This window comes from Collimonas sp. GW821-FHT02H07 (assembly GCF_059421505.1).
In genome coordinates this window covers 22,125-39,176 of record NZ_JBWKVC010000027.1, presented here as the reverse complement: position 1 = coordinate 39,176, position 17,052 = coordinate 22,125, and the positions used below count along the sequence as shown (strand labels likewise).

General features: G+C 48.0%; 17 protein-coding genes and 1 pseudogene. 5 read left to right on the top strand and 13 right to left on the bottom strand.

The features are described from left to right. The first annotated feature begins 228 nt into the window (after positions 1–228). Entirely contained in the window at positions 229–6,303 is a 6,075-nt protein-coding gene (locus AC07V8_RS24915) for a TcdA/TcdB pore-forming domain-containing protein (RefSeq protein ID WP_494681016.1), read from the top strand. Between the two features lie 263 nt (positions 6,304–6,566). On the opposite strand, the pseudogene AC07V8_RS24910 reads toward AC07V8_RS24915, so the two are convergent. After that, positions 6,567–7,301, bottom strand: a pseudogene (locus tag AC07V8_RS24910) (transposase family protein); the annotation flags it as partial. Positions 7,302–7,637: 336 nt separating this feature from the next. Continuing rightward, the gene (locus AC07V8_RS24905; protein WP_494681015.1) at positions 7,638–8,675 is read right to left on the bottom strand and encodes a DNA-binding protein; all 1,038 of its coding nucleotides are present in this window, start codon (positions 8,673–8,675) and stop codon (positions 7,638–7,640) included. Positions 8,676–8,795: 120 nt separating this feature from the next. Here AC07V8_RS24905 and AC07V8_RS24900 point away from each other — a divergent pair, with 120 nt between their 5' ends. The 3 genes from AC07V8_RS24900 (at position 8,796) to AC07V8_RS24890 (ending at position 10,490) form a co-directional block, all read left to right on the top strand. Further along, positions 8,796–9,851 carry a site-specific integrase gene (locus AC07V8_RS24900; RefSeq protein ID WP_494681014.1) on the top strand — a complete coding sequence of 352 codons (1,056 nt, stop codon included), beginning with the start codon at positions 8,796–8,798 and terminating at the stop codon, positions 9,849–9,851. Between the two features lie 12 nt (positions 9,852–9,863). After that, positions 9,864–10,178 carry an AbrB/MazE/SpoVT family DNA-binding domain-containing protein gene (locus AC07V8_RS24895; protein ID WP_494681013.1) on the top strand — a complete coding sequence of 105 codons (315 nt, stop codon included), beginning with the start codon at positions 9,864–9,866 and terminating at the stop codon, positions 10,176–10,178. Positions 10,179–10,250: 72 nt separating this feature from the next. Next, complete coding sequence (locus AC07V8_RS24890; protein WP_494681012.1) at positions 10,251–10,490, top strand: hypothetical protein; 240 nt, start codon at positions 10,251–10,253, stop codon at positions 10,488–10,490. Positions 10,491–10,693: 203 nt separating this feature from the next. Here the strand turns inward: AC07V8_RS24890 and AC07V8_RS24885 are convergent, their stop codons facing one another. Next, a complete protein-coding gene (locus AC07V8_RS24885) occupies positions 10,694–11,155 on the bottom strand; it encodes a hypothetical protein (protein ID WP_494681011.1) in 462 nt (153 codons plus the stop codon). A gap of 217 nt (positions 11,156–11,372) precedes the next feature. Here AC07V8_RS24885 and AC07V8_RS24880 point away from each other — a divergent pair, with 217 nt between their 5' ends. After that, entirely contained in the window at positions 11,373–11,834 is a 462-nt protein-coding gene (locus AC07V8_RS24880) for a hypothetical protein (RefSeq protein WP_494681010.1), read from the top strand. Between the two features lie 216 nt (positions 11,835–12,050). Here AC07V8_RS24880 and AC07V8_RS24875 read toward each other — a convergent pair whose 3' ends face one another. From AC07V8_RS24875 to AC07V8_RS24830, 10 genes are all read right to left on the bottom strand, one after another. Continuing rightward, on the bottom strand, positions 12,051–12,647 hold the full coding sequence (locus AC07V8_RS24875; RefSeq protein ID WP_494681009.1) for a hypothetical protein: 597 nt from the start codon (positions 12,645–12,647) through the stop codon (positions 12,051–12,053). A gap of 2 nt (positions 12,648–12,649) precedes the next feature. Next, a complete protein-coding gene (locus AC07V8_RS24870; protein ID WP_494681008.1) occupies positions 12,650–13,321 on the bottom strand; it encodes a hypothetical protein in 672 nt (223 codons plus the stop codon). Between the two features lie 42 nt (positions 13,322–13,363). Next, on the bottom strand, positions 13,364–13,507 hold the full coding sequence (locus AC07V8_RS24865; protein ID WP_494681007.1) for a hypothetical protein: 144 nt from the start codon (positions 13,505–13,507) through the stop codon (positions 13,364–13,366). Beyond that, complete coding sequence (locus AC07V8_RS24860) at positions 13,494–13,715, bottom strand: hypothetical protein (RefSeq protein WP_494681006.1); 222 nt, start codon at positions 13,713–13,715, stop codon at positions 13,494–13,496. Before AC07V8_RS24860 ends, AC07V8_RS24865 begins: the two co-directional genes overlap by 14 nt. 5 nt (positions 13,716–13,720) lie before the next feature. Beyond that, complete coding sequence (locus AC07V8_RS24855) at positions 13,721–14,104, bottom strand: M15 family metallopeptidase (protein WP_494681005.1); 384 nt, start codon at positions 14,102–14,104, stop codon at positions 13,721–13,723. After that, positions 14,104–14,619 (bottom strand): hypothetical protein, encoded by a 516-nt coding sequence (locus tag AC07V8_RS24850; protein WP_494681004.1) that lies wholly within the window; start codon positions 14,617–14,619, stop codon positions 14,104–14,106. The genes AC07V8_RS24855 and AC07V8_RS24850 overlap by 1 nt, the downstream gene beginning before the upstream one ends. Positions 14,620–14,799: 180 nt before the next feature. After that, a complete protein-coding gene (locus AC07V8_RS24845; protein WP_494681003.1) occupies positions 14,800–15,096 on the bottom strand; it encodes a hypothetical protein in 297 nt (98 codons plus the stop codon). Positions 15,097–15,131: 35 nt separating this feature from the next. After that, positions 15,132–15,377 (bottom strand): hypothetical protein, encoded by a 246-nt coding sequence (locus tag AC07V8_RS24840; protein ID WP_494681002.1) that lies wholly within the window; start codon positions 15,375–15,377, stop codon positions 15,132–15,134. 193 nt (positions 15,378–15,570) lie between these two features. Beyond that, positions 15,571–16,332 carry a hypothetical protein gene (locus AC07V8_RS24835; RefSeq protein ID WP_494681001.1) on the bottom strand — a complete coding sequence of 254 codons (762 nt, stop codon included), beginning with the start codon at positions 16,330–16,332 and terminating at the stop codon, positions 15,571–15,573. Then, on the bottom strand, positions 16,332–17,042 hold the full coding sequence (locus AC07V8_RS24830) for a hypothetical protein (protein WP_494681000.1): 711 nt from the start codon (positions 17,040–17,042) through the stop codon (positions 16,332–16,334). Before AC07V8_RS24830 ends, AC07V8_RS24835 begins: the two co-directional genes overlap by 1 nt. Positions 17,043–17,052: the final 10 nt, after the last annotated feature.

Sequence of the window (17,052 nt, the reverse complement as noted above, 5' to 3'; positions counted from 1 at the left end):
CCCCTGCAAGCGGGGATGGCGGTCACGGTGGAGATCAAGACCGATCGCCGTCGGGTTGTCGACTATTTGTTATCGCCAATTAAGGAGGTGTTTAGTGAAGCCATCAAAGAACGATGAATGAAAATGGATTGTTAGTAGTGAATTATTAATTTTACACCTGAAATAACTGCGTGACATTGTGAATTTTACTTCACCAGGTTATGCCAAATTACATTAAAAGGATTGAATATGCTGACGCTTAGTTTTGACGAAATGAAAACCATCATAAATGGAATGCTCACCAAGAGCAATCTGACAAAGTATATAGCCGCCCCGGAAGGTAAGTGCGAAGCTAGTGCATTGGAACTTGATCGTTTGTTAAAAGAATATAAAGTTAATCATACCAATGATATTCTAGATGTACGTTTTGGCGGCATACAACGAATAGCTTCAGAAGATATGTTGTCCGCACAACAGAAACCAAATCATTACATTGTTATTGTCAAGAGTGGTGACAACGAAGTTTACGTGGACATAACTGCCGCACAATTTGATAAATCTGCCTCACCAATCATTTCAAGTGGCAGGGATTGGAGAAAAACCTTTTGTGAGCTCGATAAAAATAAATTTAAGTCCATTGCAATGCAAGAAGCCGCTAGTTTTCCGGCTGCGAAGATTTTTGCTGACAGCACTGTAATTGAATATAATAGCACTATTCAGTGGCTTCAAGTTCAAAACACAATGAGAAAATATATGGCATTCCCGGCGAATAGTTTTTTGGAAACTCTGAAGTTTGACTTGACATATCAACTTCAGCAGCTGAGAAACGAGGTGTCTAAATATCCTGACAGAGAAGCGAAGATTTCTCCAAATCAGAAATTCTATTCGAAAATGATATCTGACGTTGAAACAAAAATTCTTGAAATGTCAGGTGGAGTAAAAGACAAAAAAAATATTCAATATAGTCCACTAAAAAAAGATATTATTGGAAAAATTGAAAAGATGCTTGGCGACAAAAGTCAAGTTATATCCAAACTTGAATTGTATTTCAACGAGGTAGGTCCTGGGAAGTCAGATATCCGTGTGAAATTGTTAAATTTAAAAGAAGCTTTATTTTATTTGACTTTAGAAACGGTGCAAAATAAAAAAATATCTTCTCATGACTCAAAATTCAAAGAAATTAAAACCAAGATTTTCTCTGAATTAATAATGGAAAACGATAAATATGCAAAAGATGTTGATAAAAATATTATTCAAATTGATCGCAGTCATTCGGGCAGATTGTCCGCTTCAACCAATACAGTTTTCGACAAATTAGCCGGCTGGGAAACACCGACAACAAAAGATATCGCATCCAATACTTTTAAAGAAGCGAATCCGGACGGGAAATACAATAAGCGCATAATTATCCAGTTGGAGTCCGACGATATTTCTTTTGCTGCTGCCAAGAACATTTTTTCCAAAGACGTATCGATTAGCAATTGGATTCAATATAAAGACAATAAGCTGTCCAATGGCTATCGCTGGGATGTCAATAGCAAAAAGGTTGTTTCTGGAGCAATGTCTGCGATTCCTGATGCTGACGGCAAAATTCATATCACCCTGGTCGGGCATGGGACTAAAAGGGATGGTCAAACCTTGTTTGCCGGCAAAACTGCTGTTGAACTTCAAAAACTCCTTATTTCCTTATTGCCAAATTCCACCACGAAAATCAAAGGCATCCACCTGGATCTTGTCGGCTGCGAATTGGCTGATCCGAAGCAGTCGCTGGAAAAGACTCTACCAGGGCAGTTGGCTACGTGGCTGATGACAAAAGGCGATAGTTTAGGAATCCGTCGTGACGCCTTAACGGTCAGCGCTCGGCAATATCCTGTGCGCGTCATTGACGGCGGCAAGAAGGAAATCCTCACGCCTGAGTTCGGCTGGATCACGAAAGAGACGGCGCGCCTGAATGACTTGCTCCATAAACAGGTGATCGGCTGGGATGCAACCACCAAAGAGTTGAAAAACAGTGGAATTCCTTATGCTGAACTGGTGACGGCATCTAAAGATCTTAATAAGGAAATCCTAAATCCTAATTTGGCCGCCTCAACCAAGGACGAATTCACGAAATTGGAAAAGTTGGCTACTGAGCAGCTTCTTGGTCGGCTTTTGTCCAAACAAGAGCGTCTAATCAACGCGGACCAGCAGAAGATGCAGGCGCATGTCGTCGAAATTCTGCAAAATCGGCTTAAAGCGAAAAATTGGGACGAAGTAGTCAGTGGATTGAGGAAGGCTAAGCCGACGCTTAATAACAACTGGATTGCTTTACCTGAAACACGGTCAGCAAACAAAGGTGTGGAATTGCGTTTTGTAAATAAACTTGATGGTGCCAGTCAATGGGTGGCTGTCGAGGGGGGAAAGGCGCGACAGGCTTGTCAGGATTTCAATACACTCTATGTGAAGTTAAAGAACGATTTGAGCGAAGGGTTCGAATTCAACCAGGCGAGTAAGGAATTGCAGACCCGTTCTGGCGTGCCAAGCGGAAGAGGTGTGAACAGCTTGAACGCGGCCCTGCTGATTCAGACGTTGCTCGGGTACGACAAGGGCGGGGCCAATTCGTCCGATAGCAGCAATGCCTTCAAAGTACAGCTATATACCCAACTGGCACAGAATAGTGTAGGTCTCGTTAGCGATGCCAGCACGCTAGTCTCCAATATCAAGGCCGCGCTCGACGCCAAACTGGCATTGCTGTCTCCAGTCGCCAAGCTGGCGCAGAAAATGGGCGACACCGCTACCAGACTGCTGAATGGGGTCAATATTGCGGCAATTGCATATGAGCTAATGCAAACCAAAGACCAGGTTGAACGAACGAGAATAGAAGCCAATTTGGGGCTCGCCGTTGTCTCCGTTGGCCTTGACGCTGTCAGTTTTGTGACAGCATTTAACAAATTCGCCATGTCAAGTGCTATGGGAGCGTTGGGGATTCCACTGACAGGCCTGTCGGTTAGCCTTCCCACGCTGGTAGGAAATTATGCCCGTCTGGGCGCAGGGTTCGATGCCTGTGCAAATAGATTTGATGAAATATGGGAAAGCATCGCCGAACCGGGTTTCCAACGACGCGGCAAGATGTGGGGAACACATTCTGACGCAGTCGTAAATAGCATCGACTTTGCATTGGGCAAACTTTTGTATGGGAAGGTCGAGGTCAATGCGACAAAGGGCGGGAATTTACATACTGTCACGCGCGGATGGGATCATTTTTTTGCGCGACCTGATCCTGATACGCATACTTGGCTCGATGTATACGATGGTCTTGGCCTGACAAAGACACAGTCATTTGATTCAAAAACAGTGGACACCGTCTTACTGCCAAGTGGTGTCGGCCGGAGATATCAATTTAGCTATGACCAAATACTCGCGAAGCGAAGTGCCAGTGCCATCGCATTTCGCAAATTGCATGCCCATTATGGCCGTCAATTTATCTGGGGCATGTATGCGTTACCGACGGATTGGGGGATATCTCAATTCGATGAAAGACGTAATTCGACACCCGTTACAGTTACGTTGGATGCGAAAAACCGCACTTTGATCGTTCCAACCGTATTAAATAAAGAGGACAGAAACAAACTCTCTTACACATTGCAAGGTAACGGTGGCGTCTATTCGGTGAAACTGCCGGCAGAAGCAGTCAAAATCACCATCGCGGCGAGTCGTTCTGCCGGCGAAAGATGGTTGCTTGATCTCGATGCCGCGATGAAAAGCCGGAGCATTAAGGATGGGAAAAATGAATTGGGCGCTCTTAAATCTCAGGTAATAGAAGAGTTGACACGGCAGCTCACTGGGCTGAAGTCAAATCCGAACGAATTTACTATCGGTGGCCAGAAAATCAGCTTCCAAGGGAATGTGGCTGAAAAATTAACGCTCACGCAATCGATCGGCAGCGGTGCAGTGTTGTTGACGAGCTTCAATGATAGCCGCCTTACTCCCACATTTGAAATCCGTTTGACTGAAGGTTTCACGCAGAACGCGGTGTATGCAATTGGAGAGTATTTCAAAGATCCTGCTGTTAAAGCACTATGCATCTTGACAAAGAACGTTTCGATATTTAATGGAACGGGAAAGAATGAATTTGGCAAGGTGAGCGTATCGGATGCGAACACAACGTGGGAGATTGGCAATGAGATCGGCAGTACTGATGATGGACAAAAATTCTTTCAAAATCCTACGACACGCGTGGTGACTGCGGTTAAAAAAGACGGCACGGCGGCAATTTTCAATGCTCCTGAAGAATTCAATCGCGTATTGCCAGGATCTGAAATTCGTTTCACGGGCAAATCGGGGGTGACGTACGCTAGGAAGGATGAAAAAACTTATATCGTCAATAAGGATGAGAAATTCATTCCGCTTGATGCCGACATGACATTGTTCAAGACAGGAGATGCTCATTATTTTTGCAAATTAAATTCCGGAAAGATTTATTATTACAATCCTTCGGTAGCATCAGCATCAAGTGAACTTCAATTGATCTTCGCATCGCCAATATCTGGCCCGATAAACATCATCACTGGTAACAATTCTTCCTATTCGTTCACATTGAATCAAATTGGAATGAAGTTGGAATTGTCATCAGGTTCCTGCAATGTAACGGAATTTAATGTTTCTAAGTATGCGGCATGGAAAAATAAAAGCGCACCAAAAAATATCGAGGAACTAAATGCCTTCTTAAAAGAAGAAATACCTGCATTAATTAACAATAGCAAAATTTCTATTGACAAATATTTTTCGATTAAACCTGAGTTCGATAGCGGCATAGGTAAAATTACTCAGATCGAATATCTTCCGGATCCAAAAAAACTCACTTTTGTATCAGAATACGATGTGAGGTTTCAGTTTAATGAAGAAAAAATACTGATGCCTATTTCTTATAGAGGGACAAGTATTGAAGACATAAAGAAATTGAATGGTGAAGTTGGACTAAGAGCACTTTGGTATGTACCTGAAAATGAGAGAAAAAAAGGTCAATCACCGTATAGAGCATATATTGTTGCGGGAAGCGGAATTGCCCGCAATAGGTTACTTGAAGTTGATTTTGGTAATTGTGTAATTGCCAATGGACATGAGAAATCACCACTTTTTCCTGCTAGTAGTGGTGCAAATAATATTGCTGATGATGATATTATTAATCTTATGCATGAATTATTTAAATCATCAACAAAGTTTGTTTTTCACTTCGGCTTAGGAGATCTGGCGGAGAAAAATATTAAGATCGTAGATACGAGTATTGAAAATGGAAATATGCGCGTACGCGATGACGCCGGCTTGGTGTATGAGCAAGCCAACGGACGCGTCTCCGTAGTTGGCAGTTTTAACGAAAAATCTGAATTCAGTCCATTGCCAAATGGGCCGGTAATGCTTCCTTCCTCAACGGAATTCACAGTAGAACGTATTAGCAAAGTTACCAACTGTGATAACAAAGTGCTGATTGTGGGAGAATCAGGACTAATGTATCAAGTACAGAATGGGAGAGGATCTATCGTTGGTAATATGATCAATGGGAAACCAATTATAACAACAATGCCGATTAGTATTGATATAGCTGGTAAAGATTTCAAAATTAATATGAATAATGGCAAATTACAGTTTTTTTCTATTAATTCCAATGGGGAAATTTCCGTTTATGGTGCGGACTTAAATTCATTTAATGTCGGCCCTTATTCTCCCATTTATTCAATTGATAAAGAACAGTTATTTAAAAACGGAAATGATTCTAATAAAGGCGCCCGGTATGTCATGAGAGATAATCAATTTAAGCTGCATGACATTGATATCGGAGAATTTTCTGATAATCTTCGGCGGGATAACCCAGATTTTGCCACGCTAATGGCGCGGTACCAGATCTCTCAATTACCAAAAAATGTTAGACCAACAGCTGGCGATTATGTCATCGCCCGTGACAGCAGTGATAAAGATACATCCCGCTGGTTAAAGCAGCAATTGGTTTACAATACACAAAGATTGAATAGTGAATTTCATATTTCTGGCGACATAATTGATATCGCTTTTAAAGTAAACGCTGATGGCATTAGTAACGAGTACATTTTAATTTCGTCATCTTTAAAAGTGTACAACATTGCTATTAAGGAGATCGGTACTTGGCAAGAAGGTAAAATCATAAATAATCCAATTGCAGAAAGCAAACTTTCGCTGGTATCAAATATACATGGAGATAAATTGATCGAAGCGATGAGCAGCTTAGTAGCCCGTCAATCACAAAGCGATGGCCTTTTATCCAAAACAACGACACCGGACATGGTGAAACCTACGCTCGCCGTTTCTCATTGACGTACCGGAGGGATTGCGTCACAAGCCACATGAGTTAAGGAGCAGCAAAGGCAATCTCTCCTGTTGGGCACCTCGGATAACCGATAGCACCGAAATCATCGATTATTCGAGGTTCCCTTTAGCGTCTGACTGCCGACATAACGCGGACGGACCATGGACATTCGGTCGTTTCCACACCGACCATCATCCGGCAACGGATTTAGTCTCATTCGAGCTGAATTTAAGTAGTCGGCCTTGAATAATTCAGTTTTCCAGGGATTGGCCTAAGCCGCCAAGGCCGACATTCGAAACGGCTGCAAGAGCATCGCAAGAATGTCGGCGCAAAAAAGCCGCAGCTTCCTCATGATTAATCTCAGGTTGTGGCCGGCGCCGCACAGCACCGCGTGCATGGCATCGCCTAGTGCGCCCTTCAGCCAGTTTCGTCCGAGTTTGCCGTCCGACTTCATGTGGCCAATCGTCGGCTCAATGGCGCTGCGGCGCTTGATCATCGTCTTTAGTCCGCGTGTGACGCCGCGTTTCTGTCCGGATTTCCAGATCTGCACGCCGTCGATGTCCACGCCTCGACAGCCCTTGTCGACGAACGCCATCTGCGGTTTGACGCTGGAAAGAATTTCCGCCTGTTCCAATGCCTCGTAGAGCGTGTGACCGTCATACGGATTACCTGGCATCGAACGTGCGCCAACGACCAGGCCTTCCTTGTGCGTCGTCACAATCGACACCTTCACGCCGAATTCATAGGGTGTCCTAGTCTTGCCTTTGGCAATACACTCAACTTCGGGAGCGTGCAGTGCATACAGCTTGTTCTTGTCTTTCGGTTTTTGCGTCAGAATCCGTTGCGTCCGGTTGAGCAGGTCTTTCAGTTTGGCTTGCTGCTGCTCCGGTACTTTGTCCATCTGCCGTTCGATGTCCCGATAGACCCGCCCAACGCGAGTACGCAAGGTGCGCAGTACTCCCTGCATCCGTTTGAACTGCCTGGCATGGGCGTAACGTCCCACTTGCGTCGGACTCAGTCATGCTAAACGGGACGACCGGTCTTGATCGTACTGGGCCGATGCGATCAAATTCCATGGCCAGGCAGCGATCGATTTCCTGCGCCTTGACTGAAAAATTGTTATTGACCCAGACCGGATCTAGCTCGTCGACAAAATCGCAGCACTGTTTGATATGTTTTATATCGTCGGAGCGCGCCAACTCATACATATTCCATGCAGACAAGGCAAATCGGTAGCCGCATTTTCTCAGCTCCGCGGCGTGGTTGCGCTGGCATTCTGCGTCCTTGGTTGCCGGAACGCCACCTATACTAGAGATGACATTGTGGTCCATATAGATAGTCTTCATGGCGCCGGCTTCTTCGCTTTTGGTGTTTTTTGATGCTCCATAAAAACGCGCAGTTGCTCGCTCATTGCCTGCTGCTCTTCAAGCTTCGCTTTCGCTGTAGCCAACATCAACTCAAGTCCGTGAATCTGCTTGGCGAGCTCTTCGGCATGTTTTGTGGTGCCGGTGGTATGGCCCTTGAGTTCCTTGATATGCGCATCTTTGGCCTCCAGTTGCGCCTCGACAGTCTTGCAGCGCTGCTCGATCGTCTGCAACGCGTCAAGCCGTTGCGTCAGCTGTCGGCCTTGAGATTGTTGCTCATATAGTGACTTTTGTGCATGCGACAGATCCGCGACCAGCCTTGTCCCTTCCTGGTTCAGCCGTGTGATGTCATCTTGCTTGACGATCAGGCTTTGCTGAAGTTGACGCATCTCTGCTTGCAGCAGTTGGATCTGCTGCTCGTGCCGGCGCTGATCCTGATCACGCTGCTCCTTCACGGATTGGCGGTAATGTTCCAGCGCTTCACGGGCGTGCTGGTGTTTTTCCTCGATCGACTGACGATACGCGTCGTTTTCGGCAAGACGCTCCTTCAGATCCGCGACATGTTGGGCTGCTGTATGACGGGCGATCGTTTCATTTTGCAGTATCTCGTGGGTACGACCATGTGCTGCGGCTTCCTGGTGTACTGAGGTTTCAGCCTCCTGTAGTTGTGCATGCAATGTCTCAATTTCCTTCTGCAATGCCATCATTGCTTCGGCATGGAGGCGGTCTTTCTCGGTACTGCGCGCCTGAATGGCATCAATGCGGACATTTGCTTCGTCCTGCAGTTGCACGGCCAGACGCGCCACCAGGTCTTGTAGCGCTTCGCTGATGGAGGTTTTTCGGCCGTCGTCACCTTCATCCTCGTCCAACTCTTTCAGGTACTTGTGGATGGTGGTTTTGGAACCGGTATTGCCCAAGGCGACGCGCACCGCGTCAACCGATGGATTGGTGCCTTGCGCGAGCAAGCTATCGCGTGCGCGTTTGACGTCTGATTTATACAGTCCGGTGCGGGCCACAATTCCTCCTTGAGTGAAATAGCATAATAAATTACATACCACGTAATTACATACTATTTAAATAACAAATTCAAGATTATAGCAACCTATTTCTAAGAGTTGATAATCAACTGTTATCACATGTTAATGCCGAAAAATGCTAAAATTTCTCCGGATTTGCTGTACACATTTCAAAAGTCGCCGTTTTTACCCTACATGAAAAACATTGATCGATACGTACAGGCCGCGACCCGGGACAATACGCGGCGCAGCTATCAATCAGCCATTCATCACTTCGAAGTAGAGTGGGGCGGTTTCCTGCCAGCCACCGCCGACAGCGTGGCCCGCTATTTGGCCGACCACGCGGAAACCCTGGCGATCAATACGCTCCGGCAGCGCTTGGCGGCTCTTGGCCAATGGCATGTGGAGCAGGGCTTTCCCGATCCAACGAAAGCGCCGATTGTCCGCAAAGTCTTTCGCGGCATTCAGCGGCTGCATCCCGCGCAGGAAAAGCGCGCCAAGCCCTTGCAGCTGGATCAGCTCGAACAGGTGACGACCTGGCTTGATGCGGCAATCGCCGCCGCAGGCGCCGTGCATGATCCGATTGCGCAATTGCGCCACACGCGTGATAAGGCGCTCGTGCTACTCGGTTTCTGGCGCGGATTTCGCGGCGATGAACTGGCGCGGCTGGAAGTGCAATACGTCGAAGCGATCCTTGGCGAAGGCATGACGTGTTACTTACCGCAGACCAAGGGGGACCGCCAGTTCAAAGGCAGCACATTTAAAGCGCCGGCCTTATCTCGCCTTTGTCCCGTCGCAGCCTATCAAGCATGGATCGACTTGAGCGGACTGGAGAGCGGCGCCGTCTTCCGATCGATTAATCGCTGGGGAAGGCTCAATGAGGACGGTTTGAATCCAGCCAGCATTATTCCGCTGTTGCGATCACTCTTTAGCCATGCCGGTATGCTCGATGCCGATCAATACAGTGCCCATTCACTGCGTCGCGGATTTGCCAACTGGGCGACATCGAACGGCTGGGACCTCAAAACATTGATGGAATATGTCGGATGGAAAAATATACAATCGGCGATGCGCTACGTCGACGGCGCAGATCCATTCAATAAAAGCCGCATTGAACGCATGCTGCCGCCGCTGGCAGCGGCGGGCGACGAGCCAGACGAAAAGCCCACCATTTGACAGGAACTGACGATGGCCACATCCAGGAAAGAGCGTCTGGAACTACTTAATCAATGCGGCACAGAAAGCCACTGCGCAATGTGGCTACAGTTGCCAGACGACGATGCTGAGCTGCTAAACGCCTTACTCCAGCACCTACCCAATACGAAAATGCTACAAGCAAATCCACCGACCTGGCAGGCAAATCTGGTCGATGCGGGCGATGGTTCCGGTGATGCGGCTTTAGTGTTGCCTGATGAACTGCTTCTACAGCTGGGATGGGACGAGGGCGATACACTGGAAGTGTCGGTCAAAAACGATCAAATTTCAGTCATACAGAAAATGTGACGCCAGTGGTTAGATAGTTGGAATAGGTGGCTTTAATACATATAGAAGAAACTATTTATAACTAAAAGTGTTATGGGCCATTTTTACCCTTATCTCGGCACAACCCCTATTATCGTTGCCCAGATAGGTTCAGGAGGCATCGGGGCGGTGATGAATGGGGCAAAAGCAAATGTGTTGAGGTCAGGAATTGTTTATGGGGTGGCGTTCGATGGGAAGCAAACGTTCAATGTCAGCGCTGAGCATCGTAAAATGATGCAGCGTATCTATCAAAAGCGGTATCGCCGGACACATAAAAAGGTCTGGGTGGATTAAGGGAAAACAAAATGCAGCTTGCTAAATCAATACTATTGACAATTTTTGCGCTGATAAACTTTGTAATGATGTTCTTTTTCGGCCTGACATTTGCAGGATTGAAAGCCTTCGGGGATCAAAGCAGCACAGTTTTTTTTGTGATCGCGGCTGTGGTGGTAGTTGCATATTTTGGGCATATAAAGTCGATTTGGACGATACATAGGTCATTGATGAAAGCGTCGAGCGGCGCGGCGCTTGAAGGAACTGAACGCGTGGGGCTTGCGCGGTAACGGCTTTACACCAAAATTAGAATCATTGGCGGCTCCATTCGTGGGGCCGTTTTTATTTGCCTCGGCAAGCATGGCCTGAGCGTCTGTCAGACTGGCCGTGAGCATGCGAACGTCAGACCGTAGGGTATTGATTTCACGAACCAAAATTTGCCGGTCGTTGTAAGCCTCGGTGAATCCCAATTCTCGACCCCATTTTGTCTCATGGAATAGCGCGTAGCAGATAGAGCGCGGCGGCTCAGTATCGCAGCTGATGTAGCGCTGCATGGTTTTGTCGCTGATGCCAAGCCAGGCGCTGATGCGCTTGATGGAGTGCGGTTGCATGGCGGTGAGGTCGTCAAGTGCTGTCAGAAATGCGCTGTGTCCATACGCATGCGACGGTGTGCGATAGTTGGGCATTATCAAAATCCATACAACGATTGGATTAATCAAATGGCATACAGGAAAGTTTCATAAGAGAATACCTCCGCGTTGCGGTCCATGTGCTTGATTATTAAAATAAAAGTAAATTTTACATAATACAAATTATGCGAACATGGCACTGACGGGACAGATTGTCTTATTTCTGTTGCCTGTAAGCCATTTGTTTAATTTAATCGTTATGTAGATTTTGATAATGCAAAACTATCGCACACCGTCACACGCATGGGGTCATGGATCATTTATCACTCTTTTGACTGACATAACCTCAATGCAGCCCGCCGCGATCAAGCGCGTATGCACCTGGCTTGATATCAGCTACAAAACGATGCAGCGCTATATCTCTGGCGATGCACAGCCGCCGCGCCCCGTCTGCTTCGCGCTTTTTCACGAATCGTCATATGGTCGAGCATTGGGATTTACCGAGGCTTACAACGACAGAGACATTTTGTCTCGCCAGATCGACACCTTGCGCGCCGAAGTCCGCACACTCACGGCCAGCCTTACAGACGCTCAGGCCATGCTTGCAGAGGCAAATAAAAACGGCCCCACGAATGGAGCCGCCAATGATTCTAACTATGGGGTCAAGCCACTAACTCGAAAGCCTCACGCTTTCACTGCCTTTAAGCGCCGCAGCGTCCGGCGTTTTCACCAATAATCTATAGCTCCGCCAAATTGATTCTATTTGCCATATATACAACAGCAGCACCACAGTTGACGCTATTGCCTGGTGAGTTGCCGACCCCTCATAGGTTGTAAAAATACCTTTGTGCGGGCCAAAAAACATAGCAATAAGAAATTCAACAATTGCCAGATTTACCAATGAAAAAATTGTCAATAATACAGAATTTATTATTCTCATCTTTGCACCCCTTTAATCGATCCACACTTTTTTATGCGTCCGACGATATCTCTTTTGATAGATGCGTTGCATCATTTTACGATGCTCAGCGCTGACATTAAACGTTTGCCTCCCTTCGAACGCAACGCCGTAGACAATGCCCGATCTAAGCATATTCGCCCTGGCCCCGTTCATCACCGCACCGATGCCGCCGGAGCCCACCTGAGCCACGATAACATCAACAATGCCACTCTTTAACGCCGCTTGATCCATTACGCTGACAAGATTTGTGCTCAAAGCAACATTTATTTTGTTTGTCACATGCTTATCCAAATCAGCAATTACAGCTTCTTTATTAGTTACGTCTGAAAAAGCTATCCCTGTTTTCCGGCTAACCTCACGAGTCAGAACCTCTTTTGTGATTAGTTCTTCGTCCCCAATCTCAAAGCCGCCGGCGCGCATCGTCGCCCGAACGTGCCCCATCATCTTATTGCGTAAATTCACACCCTCAGCATTCAGCAGGTCGCTGAAGTTGTAATCACCCTTTCGTATTTGCTCAACAATAGTTAGAGCCATTTCGTCAGCTATCTCGCCGATTGCCTCTTTGTATTTTACCGAGAATTTTCCCATGATTATTTCTCCACCCAATGGCGTTTATGGTGAGCTCTATATCGCGCTTGCCGCGCCCTGTTACTTATCGCTTTCTTTGTCATCAATAGCGGCTGCTTTTGTTGCGGTTTTAGCTTTTCGTATTTCGCCTCGAAAGCCATTGCTGCCGCGATTATTCGCTGGCGTCCGGCGTCATCTATCAGCGTCGACGCGCCTCCTTCCAACGCTATCTTTACTTGCTCCCCAATGAATCCGTGCATACGATCGCGTATCAAATCTTGATCGTTGAGGCTTGTAATTATTGGCTTGCCCGGGGCTGCACCCATCGCCACATTAAGCTGATCCATCCCTATTTTCTCAACATCTTTTTTCAGCTCATTGCGGTCAAAAATGTTTGTAAAATTCGTCCCCAGCAGCTTGTTTGTTCCGGTTGTTATTGTCTCTTCAGTTATCTCGAACTCGCCATCTTCATCCACACTCAGATTCACGCCAAAGCCTGATATCGCATCTGCGATTATTTTCTTTATGTTCTTTTCAAACCAATCAATAATTTTCTGCTTCAGAAAAAACACAAGTGCGGCTATCGCTCTCTGCGCCCACTTTGAAGCTATTGCACGCGCTATTAGTCCCGCCCCAGTTACAAGCAACTCACCTATAAAAACCAGAAATTCAGCTATCCAAACTAACGCTATCATGCAGCCCCCTGTCCAATAAAAAAGCCGGACTCAACCGGCTTTCTATTTTTCAATCCCTAGCTTCGCTTCCATGCGCGCCAGCCGCAACTCAATTTTCATCACGTACCGGAACGCGGCAAATTGGACGGCGACGGCGTGAACAGCAAACACCCCGATCACCGACCATGGAATTTCAACCCCCAGCATTGACGCCGCCATCCGCGCCATCGTCGCCACCAGCCGCCGCACCATCAACGCCATGGCGAACCGTTGCACCCAACACGCTTGTCAGGATGAGCTGCGCCGCCTCGAAATACGACACGCCGCCGGTCAGCACACCAGCCACGGCACCGAGCACGCCCAGCCCTGCAGTGATGTAGGTTTTCTTGCCCTGTAATGCGCCAAAAATGTTCATACTATTTACTCCTTAATTTGGAAGTGTGGAAATTCACGGAAATGCACCCAGCGCCCCGCCCACTCGAACCCGGCCGCCTCGCCAAGCTGTCCGAGCTTTTCCCACAGGTCGCGCTCTGCCTGCGTGGCGTCGCCGCACAGCTTGCCGTTGACTAGCGGGTAGACGTCCAGCGCACGCCGGAAGTTATGGAGCGACTGCCCTGCCCTGGCGTTCGTCACTATCGGCCCCGGCGCTGTGCGGCCCTGCGCATACAGCGCCGTTTGCTCAGCATCGGTGCGGTAGGTGCATGAGACGACAGTTTGAATCCCTGCCGCCTGACAGGCCGCGAGAAAGGCTTTCGCCTTGACCGCGACGTCAGGTAGCAGATCGTCTAATGAGCGGTCGCCCATTAGGCGTGCGGCGCTGGGTTCAACGCTGTCAGCGCGGCATTCAGGCTGGCGATGTAAGCCGTCAACAGCGTTACAACGTCCTGATCCTCTTGCAGCTTGGCTTGCTCAGCGGCGTTACCCGTTTTCCAGCCCAGCGCCATTGCCGACGCGACGAGCGCGTTGTACTTGGTCAGGTTCAGGTTTGCAGCGGCAAGATCCTTGGTCAAGGATGCCTGCTTCTTGGCTATTTCCTTGGTCGGATCCGAGCTGGCAACCGGCTTAGGCGCGATGGCGTCCGAAGGCATGGTCACCGTGATGACGTTGCCGGTATCCATGTACTTGCCGACGAACTTCGCTGCCGCACCAGCATCCGCGAAGACCTTGATTTTGCCGTCCGTGCCGTAGACGTCCAGAACGTCCGTACCGCTGGTCACCTCAGCCGTGTATTTCGGCACCTTGGCACCATTCGATACCAGCGCAATCGATACGCTGCCAGCCAGTTGTACCAAATCTTTCACAAAAATCGTTTTAGTCATGATGCTCTCCATTTCATATTGTGGGAAATTCCACGATATGAAATATAGAGCCATCCATAGTTTTTGTAAATGACTATTTTTGTACTGATTGTATTTATTGTTTTTTTCTAGGCCGCCTAAAAAAGAAAACGGCCCGATCAGGGCCGTTTTTCATTATGTCGCTAGCTGCATTTAATTTAATTACGCCAGAATTGTCACAGTACCAGTTCTGATCTTCTTATTGCCGCCACCGCCGCCATAGTCACCGCCGTAGCTAGCATTATTGCCGCCGTCACCACTGCCGCCCGATGGCCTAAAACATCCACCAGCTACAGCTCCGGCAAGTAACGTACCAAGCACAATTACAGGGTTCGCAGTTGGAAGAGCAAGCGCAGCGCCAATCGCACCGCCCCAGATTCCATCTGTACATGAAGTACTAGTACTAAATCCACCAGAGACAGCATTGGAGTTCAATTCTTCCGTGGTCAACTCACGCATTTTTCAATTCCCTTATCGCGAAAAAAAACAAAAAATTAGCTATGTTCAGTATTCAATTTGTTTAAAAACCCAATTTTCAAAATGAATGACATGATGGTGTTTAGAACGCACAGAATCCCACACCATGAAACAAGAAACACTGCTATCCCTGGCAACTCACTTCCATTAGGCTGCCCAAGTGGCGACGGCAGACCCGCAGCGGCAAACAATGGAACAACAGAAACGCCTGAGAGAAAACAAAGAACGCCAAACAGCCACTTGTTTTTGATAATAAATTTCATGTTTCTCCTCTACCTTTTCGAAATGGTGAATAAATAGTACACGTTTTTTGTAACGGTTTGTATAAGTTTGTACACTATTTTTCTACATCATCCGGCATCCTCTGTCATTAACATTTCTCGACATTCAGTACGCCAAGTAACAATCTAATTCTGTTTCAATATCTCAATGTATTAATTGTTTTTGTCGAGGCCGCTAAAAGTTGCCGCTTTGCTCAAGTGCCATGCGCCTATTTATTTCCTGCACCTCCAGATACAGCGCCGCCAGCACAATCGGGCGCTTGTATTCGTCGGCAAATGGCCGCGTCGCCGTGCGCGCAATGCCCGCCGTTACCTTGTTCAGGTATTTTTTCATACCATCCATTTTTCGCTTCAGCGCCGCGCCGGTCTTGGGCCTATTCTCAGTATCGCGCTTGAGGTTGATGTCGATCCACTCTTGCGCCTTAGCCACGCTGGAAAACCCGTATGGCTCGCCATTCACCCGCCCCAAATATTCAAGCGTGGCATCAGCCAGCAATATCCAGACGTCAGCATAATTGCCACCCTGGTTCCCCGGTATATCAATCTCAAGATGCTTAATCCACCATGCAAATTTATAGCCGGTCGTTTTCAGAATAGGAAGCGACAGACTGACTAGCAGCTCGCCAGCGCGAACAATGTAGTCCTCGTAACCGTATCCCTCATATCCACCCGCGTTCATACGTCCCACCCCAGTGCTATATTTTTCTGCCAAGGCGGTGATGCTTTGATACCACTCCAGATAATCAGCCGGATAGATTAACCCCACGTCTCGAAACGTATCAAAATCCTCCGTTGAACTCCCCCTATACTCGCTCTTAAAGCCGCTAGGCATCCCCGGCTTGCCAACATATACCGCGCCCTCCACCTCAAAAGCCGTTGGTGAATAAACGCCGCTCTTGATTTTTTCAATCGTTACTAAAGGCATGGTGATATTCATCAATAATTCGCCTGCCAGCTGCTGCCGTCATACAAGATACTGCCCGCAATTACCATGTGGATAAATCCCGCCAACGACACTCTGAATGTATCGGCATCCGCTTGCGTCGGCGCTGGATAACCTGACGGCCAACCATTCGGCAATGTGCCGCCGCCCGTAGGCGTTGGTGTGGGTGTCGGTGTCGGCGTAGGTGTCGGCGTGGTTTGGGTTGTGCCGTCCGGCAGCTTGCCGCCGCTCGCCAGATTAAGCACGCCTTGCGCGGCCTGCATTTCGTTGGTCAGGTCGGCAATGCGCTGTGTCTTGTGGGCGCTTGCCGCCCATGTCGTATTGATCGTCACCAGCGTGGCGGCGTCAGCCGTGATCACTTTTTGCGCTGCCGTCGCCAATATCGCCAGCTTTGCCGCCGCCGCGTCTATGTCTTTTTGCGGCTGCACCGGCTTGCCGCCCAGCTTCCCAAAATCCACCATCGTGACGCCGAACGTTTGCAGCGCCACACACGAGCGGCGCACCAAACTTTCAATTTCGGCCATTCCCGCCAACCGGCGCGGCTTGAATCCATCCGTACACAGCAAAAAGTTGCCTTTTCCATTGATGGTGAACCCCGCACTGAATCTTGCAGGACTTTTTGACGTCAATGTCACTGTTACCTGTATGTCCGTTGCCGTCCGCATCATCCGCGTCAACACGCTCTGCACCACATAAATATCCATTTCCCCGCCT